This is a genomic window from Amycolatopsis sp. NBC_00345 (assembly GCF_036116635.1).
GTDB lineage: Bacteria > Actinomycetota > Actinomycetes > Mycobacteriales > Pseudonocardiaceae > Amycolatopsis.
Genome location: NZ_CP107995.1, coordinates 4,212,969 through 4,229,297 on the forward strand (window position 1 = coordinate 4,212,969; position 16,329 = coordinate 4,229,297).

The 16,329-nt window shown below is 71.7% G+C and carries 13 protein-coding genes; 6 read left to right on the forward strand and 7 right to left on the reverse strand.

Annotation, left to right across the window (positions count from 1 at the left end; genetic code table 11):
• Window position 1: 1 nt before the first annotated feature.
• Both OG943_RS18485 and OG943_RS18490 read left to right on the forward strand, forming a co-directional pair.
• On the forward strand, window positions 2-1,390 hold the full coding sequence (locus OG943_RS18485) for a beta-N-acetylhexosaminidase (protein WP_328611026.1): 1,389 nt from the start codon (window positions 2-4) through the stop codon (window positions 1,388-1,390).
• Window positions 1,391-1,512: 122 nt separating this feature from the next.
• Window positions 1,513-2,730, forward strand: coding sequence for a sialidase family protein (locus tag OG943_RS18490; RefSeq protein ID WP_328611027.1), 1,218 nt, complete (start codon window positions 1,513-1,515; stop codon window positions 2,728-2,730).
• Window positions 2,731-2,748: 18 nt separating this feature from the next.
• On the opposite strand, the gene OG943_RS18495 is transcribed toward OG943_RS18490, so the two are convergent.
• Entirely contained in the window at window positions 2,749-3,417 is a 669-nt protein-coding gene (locus OG943_RS18495; protein ID WP_328611028.1) for a response regulator, read from the reverse strand.
• The gene (locus tag OG943_RS18500; RefSeq protein WP_328611029.1) at window positions 3,414-5,066 is read right to left on the reverse strand and encodes a sensor histidine kinase; all 1,653 of its coding nucleotides are present in this window, start codon (window positions 5,064-5,066) and stop codon (window positions 3,414-3,416) included. Before OG943_RS18500 ends, OG943_RS18495 begins: the two co-directional genes overlap by 4 nt.
• A 155-nt stretch (window positions 5,067-5,221) precedes the next feature.
• Between OG943_RS18500 and OG943_RS18505 the strand changes: the two genes are divergently transcribed.
• A complete protein-coding gene (locus tag OG943_RS18505; protein ID WP_328611030.1) occupies window positions 5,222-6,583 on the forward strand; it encodes a cation:dicarboxylate symporter family transporter in 1,362 nt (453 codons plus the stop codon).
• A 142-nt stretch (window positions 6,584-6,725) separates the two neighbouring features.
• Here the strand turns inward: OG943_RS18505 and OG943_RS18510 are convergent, their stop codons facing one another.
• Complete coding sequence (locus OG943_RS18510) at window positions 6,726-7,127, reverse strand: winged helix-turn-helix transcriptional regulator (RefSeq protein WP_328611031.1); 402 nt, start codon at window positions 7,125-7,127, stop codon at window positions 6,726-6,728.
• A 113-nt stretch (window positions 7,128-7,240) separates the two neighbouring features.
• Between OG943_RS18510 and OG943_RS18515 the strand changes: the two genes are divergently transcribed.
• Window positions 7,241-8,686 (forward strand): DHA2 family efflux MFS transporter permease subunit, encoded by a 1,446-nt coding sequence (locus OG943_RS18515; RefSeq protein ID WP_328611032.1) that lies wholly within the window; start codon window positions 7,241-7,243, stop codon window positions 8,684-8,686.
• Here the strand turns inward: OG943_RS18515 and OG943_RS18520 are convergent.
• From OG943_RS18520 to OG943_RS18530, 3 genes are read right to left on the reverse strand one after another with little or no spacing between them, the layout of a single operon-like run.
• A complete protein-coding gene (locus OG943_RS18520; protein WP_328611033.1) occupies window positions 8,674-9,114 on the reverse strand; it encodes an SRPBCC family protein in 441 nt (146 codons plus the stop codon). The genes OG943_RS18515 and OG943_RS18520 overlap by 13 nt on opposite strands.
• A 14-nt stretch (window positions 9,115-9,128) precedes the next feature.
• The gene (locus OG943_RS18525; RefSeq protein ID WP_328611034.1) at window positions 9,129-9,818 is read right to left on the reverse strand and encodes an anti-sigma factor family protein; all 690 of its coding nucleotides are present in this window, start codon (window positions 9,816-9,818) and stop codon (window positions 9,129-9,131) included.
• Window positions 9,815-10,366, reverse strand: a complete 552-nt coding sequence (locus OG943_RS18530) for a sigma-70 family RNA polymerase sigma factor (RefSeq protein ID WP_328611035.1) — start codon at window positions 10,364-10,366, stop codon at window positions 9,815-9,817. Before OG943_RS18530 ends, OG943_RS18525 begins: the two co-directional genes overlap by 4 nt.
• A gap of 970 nt (window positions 10,367-11,336) precedes the next feature.
• On the opposite strand from OG943_RS18530, the gene OG943_RS18535 reads away from it, so the two are divergent.
• Window positions 11,337-12,014 carry a fibronectin type III domain-containing protein gene (locus tag OG943_RS18535; RefSeq protein ID WP_328611036.1) on the forward strand — a complete coding sequence of 226 codons (678 nt, stop codon included), beginning with the start codon at window positions 11,337-11,339 and terminating at the stop codon, window positions 12,012-12,014.
• A gap of 57 nt (window positions 12,015-12,071) precedes the next feature.
• On the opposite strand, the gene uvrA is transcribed toward OG943_RS18535, so the two are convergent.
• Window positions 12,072-14,933 carry an excinuclease ABC subunit UvrA gene (gene uvrA / locus OG943_RS18540; protein ID WP_328611037.1) on the reverse strand — a complete coding sequence of 954 codons (2,862 nt, stop codon included), beginning with the start codon at window positions 14,931-14,933 and terminating at the stop codon, window positions 12,072-12,074.
• 474 nt (window positions 14,934-15,407) lie between these two features.
• Here uvrA and OG943_RS18545 point away from each other — a divergent pair, with 474 nt between their 5' ends.
• On the forward strand, window positions 15,408-16,085 hold the full coding sequence (locus OG943_RS18545; protein ID WP_328611038.1) for an MBL fold metallo-hydrolase: 678 nt from the start codon (window positions 15,408-15,410) through the stop codon (window positions 16,083-16,085).
• Window positions 16,086-16,329 lie beyond the last annotated feature (244 nt).

Here is a 16,329-nt window from a genome sequence, read left to right on the forward strand (position 1 = left end):
CATGCCCGGATTCGACACCCTGCTCCCCCGCCCGGTCGCGGTTTCCGCCGCGCCGGGCACGTGCCCGTGGCCTGCGCCGGTCGAGGTGCGGGCCTCGCCGGAGCTGCCCGCGGAGGGCTACCGGCTGGAGATCAGGCCGGACGGCGTCACGCTGTCCACCGCGGACGCGGCCGGCGAGGTCTACGGACGCCAGACGCTGCGGCAGCTCGCCGGGCCGGACGCGTACCGGGCCGCGCCGATCCACAGCGGACTGACGCTGCCCTGCGGTGTGGTGGAGGACCACCCGCGGCACGGCTGGCGCGGCTGCCTGCTCGACGTCGCCCGGCATTTCCGGACGAAGGCCGAGGTGCTGCGGTTCGTCGACCTGCTGGCCGCGCACAAGCTCAACGTGCTGAACCTGCACCTCACCGACGACCAGGGCTGGCGGATCGAGGTGCCGCGCTACCCGCGGCTGACGTCGGTCGGCGGCTGGCGGCGCTCGTCCATGGTCGGGCGGCACGACGGCCCCGAGCGCGACGGCCGTCCGCACGGCGGCTTCTACACCACCGACGACCTGCGCGAGATCGTCGCGTACGCCGCTTCCCGGGCCGTGACGGTGGTGCCGGAGATCGACGTTCCGGGCCACGCGCGCGCCGCCATCGCCGCGTACCCGAAGCTGGGACCGGATCCGGACGCCGACTGGGAGGTGTGGACTTCCTGGGGCATCAGCACTTCGCTGCTCGACCCGACGGAGTCCACATTGGACTTCTTTCGCACCGTGTTCGACCACGTGCTGGACATCTTCCCGTCGCCGGTGATCGCGCTGGGCGGCGACGAAGTGCCGGGCGCGACCGAGGAGCACAGCCGGTTCGTCCGCGAGATCGCCGCGCACCTGGTGTCGCGCGGGCGGCAGCCGATGGGCTGGGACGAGGTGCTGGAGATCGACGGCCTGCCAGCCATGCTGATCGGCGCGTGGCAGTCCGACGCCGCCGGGGAGCGCGCCGCGGCGCTCGGCCACGACGTCGTGCTCTGCTCGGAGGAGCACCTGTACCTCGACCACCGCCAGTCGGATCACCCGGACGAGCCGATCCCGGTCGGCTACCTGCACACGCTGGAGGACGTGTACGGCTACGAGCCGGCGTTGACCGGTCCCCGGCTGCGCGGTGTGCAGGCCCAGGTCTGGACCGAACACCTCGACTCGGTGCGGCGGGTGGACTACGCGGCGTTCCCGCGCCTGTCCGCCTTCGCGGAACTCGCGTGGAGCCCGCCGGGGCGCGACTTCGCCGAGTTCCTGCCCCGCCTGCGCGAGCACCACCTGCCGCGCCTGGACGCCCTCGGCGTCGAGTACCGCCCCCTCGACGGCCCCCACCCGTGGCAGACCCGCCCCGACGCCCCGGGGCGGCCTCGCTGAGCCCTGCCGCCGTCCGGGTGAAATCGGGCGATCCCCCCATCTCGCCGTGACCGGCGGCGGCAGACTCCGGTCGAGATGACGAGGGGGAGATCGTGAAAAGACTTGCCGGGAAAAGACTCGGGATGCTCGCCGCGCTCGTCCTGCTGGCGCTCGGGACGCTCACCCCGGTGGCGTCGGCGGCACTGCAACCGGGCTACGGCAAGCTGACCGTGGAGCCCGCGGACCCGAACCGGCAGTACCGGGCCATGCCGTCGCTGCAGTGGGTCACCTGGCAGGACGCCGCCGGCACGACCCGGCACCGGCTGATCCGCAGCTTCCTGGTCAGCGAGGACGGCGGCAAGGAAGTCCATTCCCGCCTGGAGTACCGGGACGACGCGGGCCGCTGGCAGGCGGCCTTGGACGCCGTCACCGGGCAGCAGTTGCAGGGGATGTCGACCACCCAGTTCATCACCGCCGCCAACGGGGTCGCGACGGGCGGGAAGTACACCCTGTTCGAAAGCCTCGGCCGAGTGGACGCTGGGAAGCGTCGCGTGGTGCGGTGGGACTCAGTGGACGGCGGGGCCAGCTGGACCGTCGGCTCGGCCGGTATCGACATGGCCGGCGCCACCATCGTCGCCGGCAAGACCGGGCGCATGTTCCAGGGCGTGCTCACCCTGCCCAACGGGGACCTGGTCGTGCCGTTCTACGCCGAGCACCAGGGCGAGCTCTCGGCGGCCTACCTGCTGACGATGCCGAAGGGCGGCAGTAGCTGGACTCGCGCGGCCACCCCGTTCCTGTCCCCCACCTACAGCTACAGCGAATCCACCGTCACCCGCCGCGCCGACGGTCGGCTGCTGATGATCACGCGGCTGGACGAGCAGGTGGGCGTCTACTACTACAGCCGGCTGCTGGGACGGATCACGAACGGCCCGGTGAACTCCGCGGCCGACCTCGCCACCGCCGGCTGGGGCGCGGCGTTCGCGGTGAAGGTGCCCGGCGCCCCCGACGCGAACTCCGTGCGCGGTGCCGCCCCGTCGGTGCACACCATGCAGGACGGCATCTTGATGCTGGTGTTCGGCCGGATCGCCAACAACGTCGCGTTCAGCTACGACAGCGGGGCCACCTGGACCGGCCTGCACCGGTTCTACGACAACCGGCCGTCCGGCTGTTCCGGCGGCCTCGGGAACCACCCGTGCGACACACTCGGCTCCAGCGGGTACATCGGCGTCGCCGTCACGGGTCCGCGCACCGCCACCTTCTACGGCGACAACTGCCAGTCGGGCTGGGGCTGCAAGGCCGACTACACCTACACGCACGGCCGGACCAGCAGCCTCTGGACGCAGTCCTTGGAGCTCGCCTGAGCCCGGCCGTACACCTCGTTATACAGACTTCAGCCGGTACCAGACCTCGGGGCGGCCCACCTGGCCGTACCGCGGCTCGCGCTGGGCGAGGCCGTTGTCGGCGAGGTATTCGAGGTAGCGCCGCGCCGTGACGCGGGACGCGCCGATCGCGCTGGCGGCGGCGCCGGCGGAGAGCCCTTCGCCGGCGCCGGCCAGCGCGTCGGTGATCGCCTCCAGGGTCTGGGCGCTCATGCCCTTCGGCAGCGGCGGGTTCTCGGTGGTGCGCAGCGACGCGAGCGCGCGGTCGATCTCGGCCTGGCCGCCGGCCTCGCCGGAGGTCTGCCGGAACTCCGCGTACCGCTCCAGTTTTTCGCGCAGTGACGCGAAAGTGAACGGCTTCAGCAGGTACTGCACCACCCCGACGGACACCGCCGCCTTCACCAGCGCCAGGTCCCGCGCCGAGGTCACCGCGATGACGTCGATGGGCAGCCCGGCCGCGCGCAGGGAGCGGCAGACCGCGAGCCCGTGGGTGTCGGGCAGGTAGAAGTCGAGCAGCACGAGGTCGACGGGCTCGCGCTCGCAGAACCGCAGCGCGTCACCGCCGGAGTGCACGACGCCGGCGACGGCGAAACCCGGCAGCCGCTCGACGTAGACCCGGTGCGCCTCGGCGGCCACCGGCTCGTCCTCCACCACCAGCACGCGGATCACCGTGGCGCCTCCTGTTTCGGCAGCCGGACCGTGAACACCGCGCCGCCGTCCCGGCCGACGTCGACACTGCCGCCGTACCGCCGCACGGCCTGGCCGACCAGTGCCAGCCCGAGCCCGTGGCCCTCGGCCGCCTTGGTGGACCAGCCCCGGCGGAACATGTCCCCCACAGCCTCCTCCGGCACGCCGGGGCCGTTGTCGGCGACCCGGAGGAACAGGTCGCCGTCGTCGGAGCGCGCGGTGACGACCACCGCGGGCCGCCCGCCCGAGCCGCGCACGGCCGCGTCGATGCCGTTGTCGACCAGGTTTCCCAGGATGGTCACCAGGTCCCGGCCGGTGATCGCCGGGCCGAGGTCCTCGATCACCGTGTCCGGCGTGATGGTGAACTCGACCCCGCGTTCGCTCGCCTCCGCCGCCTTGCCCAGCAGCAGCGCGGCGAGCACGGGCTCGGCGATCGAACTCACCACCCGGTCGGTCAATTCCTGGGCCAGCGCCAGCTCCGCCGTGGCGAACTCGACCGCGTCCTCCGGTCGTCCGATCTCCACCAGAGAAACGACCGTGTGCAGCCGGTTCGCCGCCTCGTGCGCCTGCGACCGCAGCGCCTCCGCGAGGCTGCGCGCAGTGGTCAGCTCGCCGGTCAGCGTCTGCAACTCGGTGTGGTCGCGCAGAAGCACCACGGTGCCCTGCGCGCGCCCGCCCGAGCGCACCACCGTCGTGCTGACCACGAGCACCCGGGAATCGGTGACGTGCAGCTGTTCGGTCCGGGTCGGTTCGATCGGCGTCGGCTCGGTCCGTGTCGGCTCGGCCGGCCCTGTTTCGGTGGCGGTGAACGCGGCCACCAGCTCCGGTGGCAGGCCCAGCTCGCCCAGCGGGAGGCCCACCGGGTCGGCGTTGAAGCCGAGCAGCGTGCGGGCGCCGTCGTTGCACAGCCCGACGCGCCCGTCGCGGTCGACGAGAAGCACGCCTTCGCGGACCGAATGCAGCACGGCTTCGTGGTATTCGAACAGGTTGCTCAGCTCGTCGGGCGCGATGCCGCGGGTCTGCCGCCGCAGCCGGGCGCTCACCAGCCAGCCGCCGCACGCACCGACCAGCAGCACCGCGGCCGCGACCCCGACCAGCGGCCAGACCCGCTCCTGCAGCTCCGCGGAGATCGCCGCGATCGTGATGCCCACGGCCACCAGCGCGACCACCCGGTGCTGCGCGTCGAACACCGGCACCACCGCGCGGACCGACGGGCCGAGCGAGCCGGTGTAGGTCTCGGTGACGACACCGCCCTGCTGCGCGGCCTCGATGTGGCCGATGAACCGCAGCCCGATCAGCGACGGGTTCGGGTGCGTGTAGCGGATGCCCGCCGGCGACATGATGGTCACGAAGTCCACGCCGGTGTCGGCCAGCACCCGCACCGCGAACGGCTGGAGCGTCGCGCTCGGGTCCGGTGTGGACACCGCGCGGGCGATGTCGGGGGCGTCGGCGATCGCGCGCGCCACCGAAAGCGACTGCTGGCTCGCGCGATCGTTCGTCGTGCGGCGGGAGTCGAAGTAGGCGATCGTGATCCCGCCCGCGACGAGCACGAGGATCACGGCCAGCTGCAGGACCAGCAGCTGACGGGCGAGACTCCACCGGCTCGACCGGGTCCGTGACGTCGTGGGCACGCGCCCATATCAGCACACCCGGCCCGGCCCGCCGGGACCCGGTGTCCGAACCGGACCGGGGCGATCACGCGAACTCAATGAACACAACGGTGACGCTGGTCATATATTCGCCGCATAGTGACCGACGTTCCACCCCCCTCGAGCTGGAGGCAACGGTGCCTACACCACCGACCCCCGACGCGTCCGCGCCGAAGCGCGACAAGACGCGTTACCTGTACCTGGCCGTGATCATCGCCGTGGTCCTCGGCGTCGCCGTCGGGCTGCTGGCGCCGGGCGTCGGCAAGCAGCTGGCCCCGCTGGGCACCGGCTTCGTCAACCTGATCAAGATGATGATCTCGCCGATCATCTTCTGCACCATCGTGCTCGGCGTCGGCTCGGTCGCGAAGGCGGCGAAGGTCGGCAAGGTCGGCATCACCGCACTGGTCTACTTCATCGTGATGTCGACGTTCGCGCTCGCCATCGGCCTCGTCGTGGGCAACCTGCTGCACCCGGGCGCCGGGCTGCACCTCAACCCCGCCGACGTGTCCAAGGTGCACGACCAGGCCAAGGGCGCCGAGAGCGGCGTCGACTTCGTGCTCGGCATCATCCCGACGAGCTTCGTCTCGGCGTTCACCGAGGGCCAGGTCCTGCAGACGCTGCTGATCGCGCTGCTGACCGGGTTCGCGCTGCAGAAGCTCGGCCCCCGCGGCGAGCCGATCCTGCGCGGGATCGAGCACATCCAGCGGCTGGTGTTCCGCGTCCTGTCGATGATCATGTGGGCGGCGCCGGTCGGCGCGTTCGGCGCGATCGCCGCCGTGGTCGGCGCCACCGGCTGGGGCGCGCTGCGCAGCCTGCTGGTGATCATGCTCGGCTTCTACCTGACCTGCCTGGTGTTCGTGTTCGGCGTGCTCGGCGCGGTGCTGTGGCTCGGCGCGCGGGTGAACATCTTCCGGCTGCTCAAGTACCTGGGCCGCGAGTTCCTGCTGATCCTGTCGACGTCCTCTTCGGAGTCCGCGCTGCCGCGGCTGATCGCGAAGATGGAGCACCTCGGCGTCAGCAAGCCGGTCGTCGGCATCACGGTGCCCACCGGCTACTCGTTCAACCTCGACGGCACCGCGATCTACCTGACCATGGCGACGCTGTTCATCGCCACGGCGCAGGACGAGCCGCTGGCACTCGGCGAGCAGATCACCTTGCTGCTGTTCATGATCCTCGCGTCGAAGGGCGCGGCGGGCGTCAGCGGCGCCGGCATCGCCACCCTCGCCAGCGGCCTGCAGTCGCACCGGCCGGAGCTGGTCGACGGCGTCGGGTTCATCCTCGGCATCGACCGGTTCATGTCCGAGGCCCGCGCGCTGACGAACTTCGCCGGCAACGCCGTCGCGACCGTCCTCATCGGATCGTGGATGAAGGAGTTCGACCGCGGCAAGTCGCAGCAGGTGTTCGCGGGCAACGCCCCGTTCGACGAGGCGACCCTGCTCGACGAGGCCCCACCGCCCCCCGCCGAGGCGAAGCCCGAGCCGGTGGCCGCGGGCAGCTGACCCGTTTCGCGGCCGCCGGGTCTCCCTGCCCCTCGGCGGGCGCGAAACGCCGGTGTGCCGTGGTCCGTGAGCGTCCCCCGTGCCCACGGACCACGGCACACACTCAGGTCCGGGCCGGCTTTGCTTTGGTACCGGCCGGTTTTCAGCAGCCGGCGTGCCCGTCGTAGGCCTCACGCGCGACGGCGATCGCCTCGCGGTGCCGCCCGGCCCAGTCCACCAGCCCCGACAGGCTGTCGTAGAGCTCGCGCGCCATCGGCGTCGCCTCGTACTCCACGCGCGGCGGCACGGTCGGGTAGACGGTGCGCTCCAGCAGCCCGTCACGCTCCAGGTTCCGCAGCGTCAGCGTGAGCATGCGCCGGCTGATGCTGGGCATCGACCGCTCCAGCTCGGTGAACCGGGCCGGGCCGCGGGTCGCCTCCAGCAGGATGCCGATCGCCCACTTGCCGCTGATCCGGTTGATCACCTCGAGCACCGTGCACGCCGCGAGTTTCGCCGGGTCCACGGCGCCGTCCTGGTCGGTCACAGCGATGTTCCCCTGGGACATGAAAGTGCCTCCTTCCGCGCTGTCCGATGGTCACACAAGATGGTCGCTGTAACAAGAGATGCCCCAGGCACGACCTGGGGGAACTCTTCGATGACCGTTCTGGGAGGACCGAAATGCCGGAAGTCGCCCGTTCCCGGGCCGTGGCGCTGGGAGTGCTCTGCGCCGCCTCGATGATGGTGGTGCTCGACAGCAGCATCGTCGCGGTGGCCCTGCCGTCGATCCAGGCCGAGCTGAGATTCTCCGCCGCGGGGCTCGCGTGGGTGGTGAACGCCTACCTCGTCGCGTTCGGCGGGCTGCTCCTGCTGTCCGGCCGGCTGGGCGACCTGCTGGGCCGCCGTCGGGTGTTCCTCGCCGGGCTGGTGCTGTTCACCGCGTCGTCGCTGATGGCCGGGCTCGCCACGAACGCCGGGGTGCTCGTCGCGGCGCGGTTCGCGCAGGGGGTCGGCGGCGCGCTCGCGTCCGCGGTCGTGCTGGGCATGATCGTGACGATGTACCCGCCGGGCGCGTCCCGGGCCCGCGCGATCGGGGTGTACAGCTTCACGCAGGCGGCGGGCGCGTCGATCGGGCTCATCGCCGGCGGCGCGCTCACCCAGGCGCTGGACTGGCACTGGACGTTCTACATCAACCTGCCGATCGGCGTCGCGGCGCTGGTGCTCACGCTGCTCGTGGTCGAAGCGGACCGCGGCACGGGGTCGCGCTCGGGCATCGACGCCCTCGGCGCGGTGCTCGTCACGGGCGGCGTGATGCTGCTGGTGTTCGGCATCGCCGGGGCCGGCGACCACGGCTGGACGGCCGGGACGGTGCTGCCGCTCGCCGCCGCCGTGGCGCTGCTGGCCGGGTTCGTGCTGCGCCAGGCCCGCGCGCGAACGCCGCTGCTGCCGTTGCGGCTGCTGCGCGTCCGCGCGGTGGCGGGCGCGAACCTGACCATGGTGCTGATGGTGGCCGGGTTCCTCGGCTTCCAGTTCGTCACCGCGCTGTACCTGCAGAAGGTGCTGGGCCTCGACGCGCTCGGCACCGGCCTCGCGTTCCTGCCGACGCCGGTGATGATCGCTCTGTGCTCGCTCTGGCTGTCCGACCGGCTCAGCGCGCGGTTCTCCCCGCGGGCGGTGCTGGTGGCCGGGCTGGTGGTGGTGATCGTCGCGTTCGGGCTGCTGACCCAGGCGCCGGCCGAGGGCAGCTACTTCGTCCACGTGCTCCCGTCGCTGGTGCTGATGGGCTGCGGCGCGGGCACGGCGATCCCGGCCCTGATGGGACTCGCGATGTCGGCCGCCTCGCCCACCGACTCCGGCGTCACGTCGGGCTTGATCAGCACCACCCAGCAGGTCGGCGGGGCCATCGGCACCGCTGTGCTGGCCACCGTCGCGGCCTCGCGCACAGCCGGGCTGACCACCGCGGGCGTCTCGTCGCGGGAGGCGCTGACCTCGGGGTATCAGCTCGCGTACGGATTCAGCGCCGGGCTCGTGGCGCTCGCCGCGGTAGTGGCCGCGGTGGTGCTGGCCCGCCGTCCCCGAGCGGCGGAGGAGACGCCGGAGCTGTGCGTGGCGGGTCAGGCGAGGTAGGCCGCCAGGCCGCGGTGGCCCCGGCGCATCATCCACGCGTGGTTCGCGCGGAAGAACGGCCGGGCCACCACGTCCAGCTTGCGCAGCAAGGGTTTCCGGGCCCGCACCTGCTGCGTGATGACCAGTCGGGTGCCCTCGCCGACCGGCTGCACGTCACCGGTGAGGAAGCCCTCGAGGTCGCCGGTCAGCCGCACGCGGACGTGGCCCGCGTGCGGGTCCTGCTGCTCCCGGTGCATGGCGATGACGATCCGGTACGGCAGCTGCGAGCGGCAGACCAGCTCCGCGGTGTCGCCGTCGACCTGCCGCACCGACCGGACGTCCGCCCACCAGCACGGGTAGGACTCCAGGTCGACCACGGCGTCGAAGACGCGGGACGCGGGCGCGGCCGGGAGCCACCACGTGCTCCGGAACCGGTACTCCGCGCGCACGGCCCCGGCCCCGCTCAGACCCGGGCCGAGACCAGGTCGCGGCCGTCGAGCGTGACGATGCCGACCGAGCCGACGTCCCCGGGCGCCACGACCGCCGAACCGTCGAAGCCCGTCGACGACGCTTTCCCGGACACCTGCCAGCTGCCGGCCACCCACTGCTCGCCCGTCTTCGACGTGATCACGAGCTGGCACTTCTCGCCCACGGGAATGCCTTTCACCGCCACGTGCACCTTCACCCAGCCCGCCGCCGGGATCACCGACGCCGTCAGGCTCGCGCCCGTGGCGGCGTTCGTCGCGGCCACCTCGCGGGTGCCGGGCACCGGGGCCTGCGCGACCGGCGTCGGCGCCGGTGCTGTCTGCCTGCCGATCACCACCCCGCCGCCGACGGCGACCACCGCGATCACCGCGGCCGCCGCGAGGGTGAGCCCCCGGCGTGTCCCTTTCCGCTGTGGGGCCGGCGCCTCGGTACGGATCTGGCGCAGCGTGCGCTGGAGCAACAGGTCGCCGTCGTCGGGAGGGCCGTCGAGGAACGCCTCCGACGGCACGGCGTCGAGGGCTTCGCGCAACGGGCCGAAGTCCCGCAGCTCGGCGCGGCACTGCTCGCACGTCGCCAGGTGCCGTTCGAACTCGTGGGTGTCGGCCGGGTCCAGCGCGCCGAGGACGTAGGCACCGAGCTGCGTGTGCTCCTGTTCCACCGCGTTCATCCCACTGCCTCCGTTCCGGCGCTCACCATCGCCGCGCGCAACGCCCGCAGCGCGTAGTACGTCCGGGATTTCACCGTCCCGGGAGCGATCCCCAGCAACTCGGCCGCCTCGGCGACCGACCTCCCGCGATAGTAGATCGCCACCAGCACGTCGCTGTGCTCCGGCGACAGGCCTTCGAGCGCGCCCAGCACCGCCATCGAGTCGACCACCCTCTGCGCATGATCCCGCTGCACCGGCGGCGCGGCCAGCCCCTCCGGCTGCTCGGCAACCTCCGGCGGCCGCGACGCGCGGGCCCGCGCCCGGTCCGTGACCAGATTGCGCGCCACCGTCAACAGCCAGCCGCGCACCGACCCGCGACCGTCCACGGTCAAGTCACCGGCGTGCTTCCACGCCCGGACCAGCGTCTCCTGCACCACATCCTCGGCGGCCGCGGGGTCGCCCGTCAGCCGGGTCGCGTAGGCCAGCAGGCTCCGTCCGTGCTCGGTGTAGAGCCGCTCGACCAGCTCCTCACCCGCGACCCGCCGGGCCCGCCCACGTCCGATCGCCACCCTCGACCTCCTGGCGGTGTTCGGGGCCGGCGCGGTTAGTGCTGTGCTTTGGGACGCTGTGTGTCGGGATGCGGTGTCTCGGGCTGCTGCACCCTGGACCGCTGCATCTTGGGCCACTGCGACTCGCGCCGCCGCACCCTGGGCCACTTCACCCTGGACCGCTGCACCCTGGACCGCTGCACCCTGGACCGCTGCACCCTGGACCACTGCACCCTGGACCACTGCACCTCGGGGCACTGCGACTTGCGCCGCTGCACTTTGGGCCGCTGCACCTCCGGCAGCAGTGCCCCGGGGCACTGCATCTCCGGCCGATGCACCTTGGGCCACCGCACTCCGGACCGCCGTATCCCGGACCGTCTCGGCCCGGACCGTCTCGCCCCGGACCGCCGTGCCTCGGGCAGTCGCGGCCCTGACCTTCGCGGCCCCGGCCGCGAAGGTCGGTCGTCCCAGTGCCACCGCCGTGTTCACCCGGGAGCCGCCCCCTTTCGGTGTTCCGTGCCGGGTACGGATTCCCAGCACCCTCCACACGGACGCCGGCGCCGAACGGTTCACCGGCGTGGTCCCGGTCACCGGAACGTGTCTTGTCGCTCACGGGGCGCGGTTCCTAAGCTGGCCCGGCACCGCCGCCGCCAGCACGTTCCGGAGGCCTGCCGTGCCCGTGAAGTCCCGCCGCCCGACACTCGCGCCGGCCGCCTCGATCCCGCCAGCCAACCCGCGCACGGGGGCAGCCTCACTCGTGCGGGCCGATCGGCTCGCGCCGCCCGCCTTGCTCGCGCCGCCAGCCTTGCTCGCGTCGGCCACCCTGCTTGCGTCGGCCGCATTGCTCCCGCCGACCACCCTGCTCCCGCGGGCCGCCTCGCTCCCGCCGACCAGCCTGCTCACACGGGCCTCTTTGCTTGCGAAGGCCGGCTTGCACACTCTGGCCGCACTGTTCGCGCGAACCTCCCGGCTCACACAAGCCAGTCGGCTGGTGCCGGCCGCCCTGCTCGCATCGGCCGCCCTGCTCGCCAGCTGCTCGTCCCCCACACCGCCGACCGCCCCGTCATCAGCGCCGCCAATCGGCCAATCCCCGGCCCTCACCGCGACGCTGACTTCCCCCACGGACATCGTCCTGCGCTGGCCCGCAGCCGACCCCGGCGCGGCCGGTCACCGGCTCGAGTACGCCAACACTCCGGACGGCCCATGGACAACACTGCAGTTCCTGCCCCAGGACCAGACCAGCTACACCCACCCGAACCTGATCCCGGAAACGCCGTTCTACTACCGCCTCCAGCCGTTCTCAGGCCCGGTGTCAGCGGTGGTGAAGGTCGAATCCACCGCACCCAGCCGGCCCTCCAGCGCGGGTGCGTCCACCTCGGTCCGGACTCCCGGCGACGCCGCCGCCCCCACGGACCTGCACGCGACCCCGGGCGAGGACACCAGCGTGGTGTTCACCTGGACCGACCACACCACCGACGAAGCCGGCTTCCTGCTGGAACTCCGCAAGCCCGGCGCGACCGGCTTCACCCCCGTCGAGGTGACCGACCCGAACACGACGACCTGCGCCCTGTCCCTGCTGCCCGGCGAACAAGGCGCCGACTTCCGCGTACGCGCGCTCGCCTACGGCCCGCTGTCACCCGTCGTGCACCGCACCACCGGCAAAGACTGACCGCCGCGAGCGCCCCGGCCCCGGCGGCGGCTCCCGCGGGAACAGCCGCCGAGTGCGTCAGGCCGGGTTCAGCACGGTACGGAGGTACTCGCCGGTGTAGCTCTCCGGGACCTCCGAGAGGTATTCGGGCGTGCCCTCCGCGACGACCATGCCACCGCCCGAGCCGCCCTCCGGGCCCATGTCGATGACCCAGTCGGAGGTCTTGATGACGTCGAGGTTGTGCTCGATCACGATCACCGTGTTCCCCTTGTCCACCAGCCCGTTGATCACGCCGATCAGCTTGCTGATGTCCTCGAAGTGCAGGCCCGTGGTCGGCTCGTCGAGGATGTAGACCGTCTTGCCGGTGGAGCGCTTCTGCAGCTCGCTCGCCAGCTTCACGCGCTGCGCCTCGCCGCCCGACAGGGTCGGGGCGGGCTGGCCCAGCCGCACGTAGCCGAGGCCGACGTCGACCAGGGTCTGCAGGTGCCGGTGGATCGCCTTGATCGGCTCGAAGAACCCGGCCGCCTCCTCGATCGGCATGTCCAGCACGTCGGAGACGGTCTTGCCCTTGTAGTGCACCTCGAGCGTCTCGCGGTTGTACCGCGCGCCCTTGCACACCTCGCACGGGACGTAGACGTCCGGCAGGAAGTTCATCTCGATCTTGATCGTGCCGTCGCCGGCGCACGCCTCGCAGCGGCCGCCCTTGACGTTGAACGAGAACCGGCCCTGCTGGTAGCCGCGCACCTTCGCCTCGGTGGTGGCCGCGAACAGCTTGCGCACGTGGTCCCACACGCCGGTGTAGGTGGCCGGGTTGGACCGCGGGGTCCGCCCGATCGGCGACTGGTCGACGCGCACCAGCTTGTCGAGGTTGTTCAGCCCGTTGACCCGCGTGTGCCGGCCCGGCACCTGGCGCGCGCCGTTGAGCTTGTTCGCCAGCACCTGCGCCAGGATGTCGTTGACCAGCGTGGACTTGCCCGAGCCGGACACGCCGGTGACCGACACCAGGCAGCCGAGCGGGAACGACACGTCCAGCCCGCGCAGGTTGTGCTCCCGCGCGCCGACGACCGTCAGCTGCCGCTTCTTGTCGATCGGCCGCCGCAGGGCGGGCACCTCGATCCGGCGCCGCCCGGACAGGTAGGCGCCGGTGATCGACTCCTTGTTCTTCAGCATCTTCTTGTACGGTCCACTGTGGACGATGTGGCCGCCGTGCTCGCCCGCGCCCGGGCCGATGTCGACCACCCAGTCGCTGGAGCGGATGGTGTCCTCGTCGTGCTCGACCACGATCAGTGTGTTGCCGAGGTTGCGCAGCCGGGTCAGCGTCTCGATCAGCCGGTGGTTGTCGCGCTGGTGCAGGCCGATCGACGGCTCGTCCAGCACGTACAGCACGCCCACCAGCCCGGAGCCGATCTGTGTGGCGAGCCGGATGCGCTGCGCCTCGCCGCCGGACAGCGTGCCCGACGCGCGGTCGAGCGAGAGGTAGGTGAGCCCGACGTCGAGCAGGAAGCGCAGCCGCGCCTGGATCTCCTTGAGCACGGCGCCGGCGATCATCGCCTCGCGCGGGCCGAGCACCAGCTCGTCGAGGAACCGCGAAGCCTCGTCGATGGACAGCGCGCAGACCTCGGCGATCGAGCGCTCACCCTGGGTGCCGTGCTCCAGCGTGACGGCCAGGATCTCCGGCTTGAGCCGGGTGCCCTGGCAGGTCGGGCACGGCACCTCGCGCATGTAGCCCTCGTACCGCTCGCGCATGAACTCGGACTCGGTCTGCTCCTGGCGCCGCTCGAGGAACGGGATGACGCCCTCGAAGGCCGCGTAGTACGAGCGCTGGCGGCCGTAACGGTTGCGGTAACGGACGTGCACCTGCTCGTCGACGCCGTGCAGCACCGCCTTCTGCACCCGCGCCGGCAGCTTGCGCCACGGCGTGTCCATGCGGAAGCCGACGGCCTCCGACAACGACTCGAGCAGGCGGATGAAGTAGTCGGCGCTCTGGCCGCCGGCCCACGGCGCGATCGCGCCCTCGCCCAGCGACAGCTCGTCGTCGGGCACCACCAGCTCCGGGTCGACCTCCTTGCGGATGCCGATGCCGGTGCACTCCGGGCACGCGCCGTAGGGCGAGTTGAAGGAGAACGAGCGCGGCTCGAGGTCCTCGATCGCCAGCGGGTGCCCGTTGGGGCAAGCCAGGTTCTCGGAGAACCCGCGCACGCGGTGCGCGTCGTTCTCCGGCAGGTCGACGAACTCCAGCTCGACCAGGCCGTCGGCCAGCCGCAGCGCGGTCTCCACCGAGTCGGTGAGCCGCTGCCGCGAGCTGGTCTTGACGCTCAGCCGGTCGATCACCACGCCGATCTGGTGCTTCTCCTGCTTCTTCAGCTTCGGCGGGTCGGTGAGCGGGTGCACCGTGCCGTCGACGACCACGCGCGCGTAGCCCTGCTGCTGCAGGTTCTGGAACAGGTCGAGGTACTCGCCCTTGCGCCCGCGCACCACCGGCGCGAGCACCTGGAAGCGGGTGCCCTCGTCCATCTCGAGCACCTGGTCCACGATCTGCTGCGGCGTCTGCTTGCTGATCAGCTCGCCGCACTTGGGGCAGTGCGCCTTGCCCGCGCGGGCGTAGAGCAGCCGCAGGTAGTCGTAGACCTCGGTGATCGTGCCCACCGTGGAGCGCGGGTTGCGCGAAGTGGACTTCTGGTCGATCGACACCGCGGGCGAGAGGCCCTCGATGAAGTCGACGTCGGGCTTGTCCATCTGCCCGAGGAACTGCCGGGCGTACGCCGACAGCGACTCGACGTAACGCCGCTGTCCCTCGGCGAAGATGGTGTCGAAGGCGAGGCTCGACTTGCCCGACCCGGACAGGCCCGTGAACACGATCAGGCTGTCGCGGGGCAGGTCGAGATCCACGCCGCGGAGGTTGTGCTCGCGGGCACCGCGAACAACGAGGCGATCAGCCACGCCCACGTCCCTTCAGTTTCATTCTCAGCTGCGGAGGCCGGCCCGGTGGAAGTCCTGCACGAGCGGCCGCGTCCATGCTAGGACGGACCACCGACAAAAACGGGCTCCGCCGTCTCGACCTGCGGTTTTCCGGCTTCCTGGCGGGTGGCCGGGCCCCAGTGGGCGGGTCGCTCCGCCGGCCGGGACGCCGATGTCCGGCAGGAGCACAGGCCAGGAGGTGACCCGTTCCTGGTGCACCAGCTAGAGACGATACGAGACCCCGCCGAGGCCGGTGACCGCCGGGGCGACCCGCGAAGCCCAGTACAAGTCCTCCACGAGGATACCGATCACAACGAGCCACCGCCGGTACGAGCATCAACACCCGGACGAGTCACACCACCACACGATCGGTGCGAAATGGTCGCGGCGGCGTTCGTCACGAGCCGACGTGTGCGGGTGGAAGCGGCGGCGCCACCCCGGCTACCGTGTGCTCTCGTGAACATCGTCGACTCTTACACCGGGCACGTCGAACCGGGCGGCGACGCCGCGCGACGCACGCTGGACGCGCTGACCATCACGAAGCTCTCGGTCGGGCCGATGGACAACAACGCGTACCTGCTCGTCTGCCGCGCCGAGAACGAAGCCCTGCTCATCGACGCGGCGAACGACCCGGAGCGCATCTCGGACCTGATCGGGCACGGTCCGGAGCGCCCGGCGCTGCGCACCGTCGTGACGACCCACCAGCACCAGGACCACTGGCAGGCCCTGGGCGCGGTGGCGGGCGCGAACGGCTCGAACACCGCGGCGCACCCCCTGGACGCCGAGCCGCTGCCGATCCCCCCGGACTTCCTGGTGGAACACGGCGACGCGCTGAAGGTGGGCCAGGTCACCCTGGAGGTGATCCACCTGCGCGGCCACACGCCGGGCTCGATCGCCCTCCTCTACCGCGACCCGGCCGGCCACCCCCACCTGTTCACGGGGGACTCGCTCTTCCCGGGTGGTCCTGGGCGGACAACAAAACCCGAAGACTTCAACAGCCTGCTCGGCGACCTGGAGTCGAGGGTCTTCGGCGAACTCCCGGACGACACCTGGGTCTACCCCGGTCACGGCGACGACACCACCCTCGGCGACGAACGCCCCAAACTCGGCGAGTGGCGCGAACGCGGCTGGTGACCTCAGTTGGGGCCGGCTCTGACCTGCGCTGAGCGACTCCCTTGCCTTGGATCAGTCAAGGTCGCCGCCAGCACGGTCGAGGATGCCCGGTGACGGCTACCGCCGGACACCCTCGACCGTCTCGCGAACGTCCACAACCGCGGTGCCGCACCTGACAACCGTGGAACTTCAGCCCCTCCGGCGCCAAGAAGCTCCTGCCACCGCGCCTTTATGCCACCAGCGCAGACTCTTCCACGTCTTGGCG

Coding starts and splice junctions, on each gene's coding strand:
- OG943_RS18490 (WP_328611027.1), top strand. CDS start 1,513: ATGCTCGCCGCGCTCGTCCTGCTGGCGCTCGGGACGCTCACCCCGGTG.
- OG943_RS18510 (WP_328611031.1), bottom strand. CDS start 7,127: ATGTCCCAGGGGAACATCGCTGTGACCGACCAGGACGGCGCCGTGGAC.
- OG943_RS18525 (WP_328611034.1), bottom strand. CDS start 9,818: ATGAACGCGGTGGAACAGGAGCACACGCAGCTCGGTGCCTACGTCCTC.
- OG943_RS18515 (WP_328611032.1), top strand. CDS start 7,241: ATGCCGGAAGTCGCCCGTTCCCGGGCCGTGGCGCTGGGAGTGCTCTGC.
- OG943_RS18485 (WP_328611026.1), top strand. CDS start 2: ATGCCCGGATTCGACACCCTGCTCCCCCGCCCGGTCGCGGTTTCCGCC.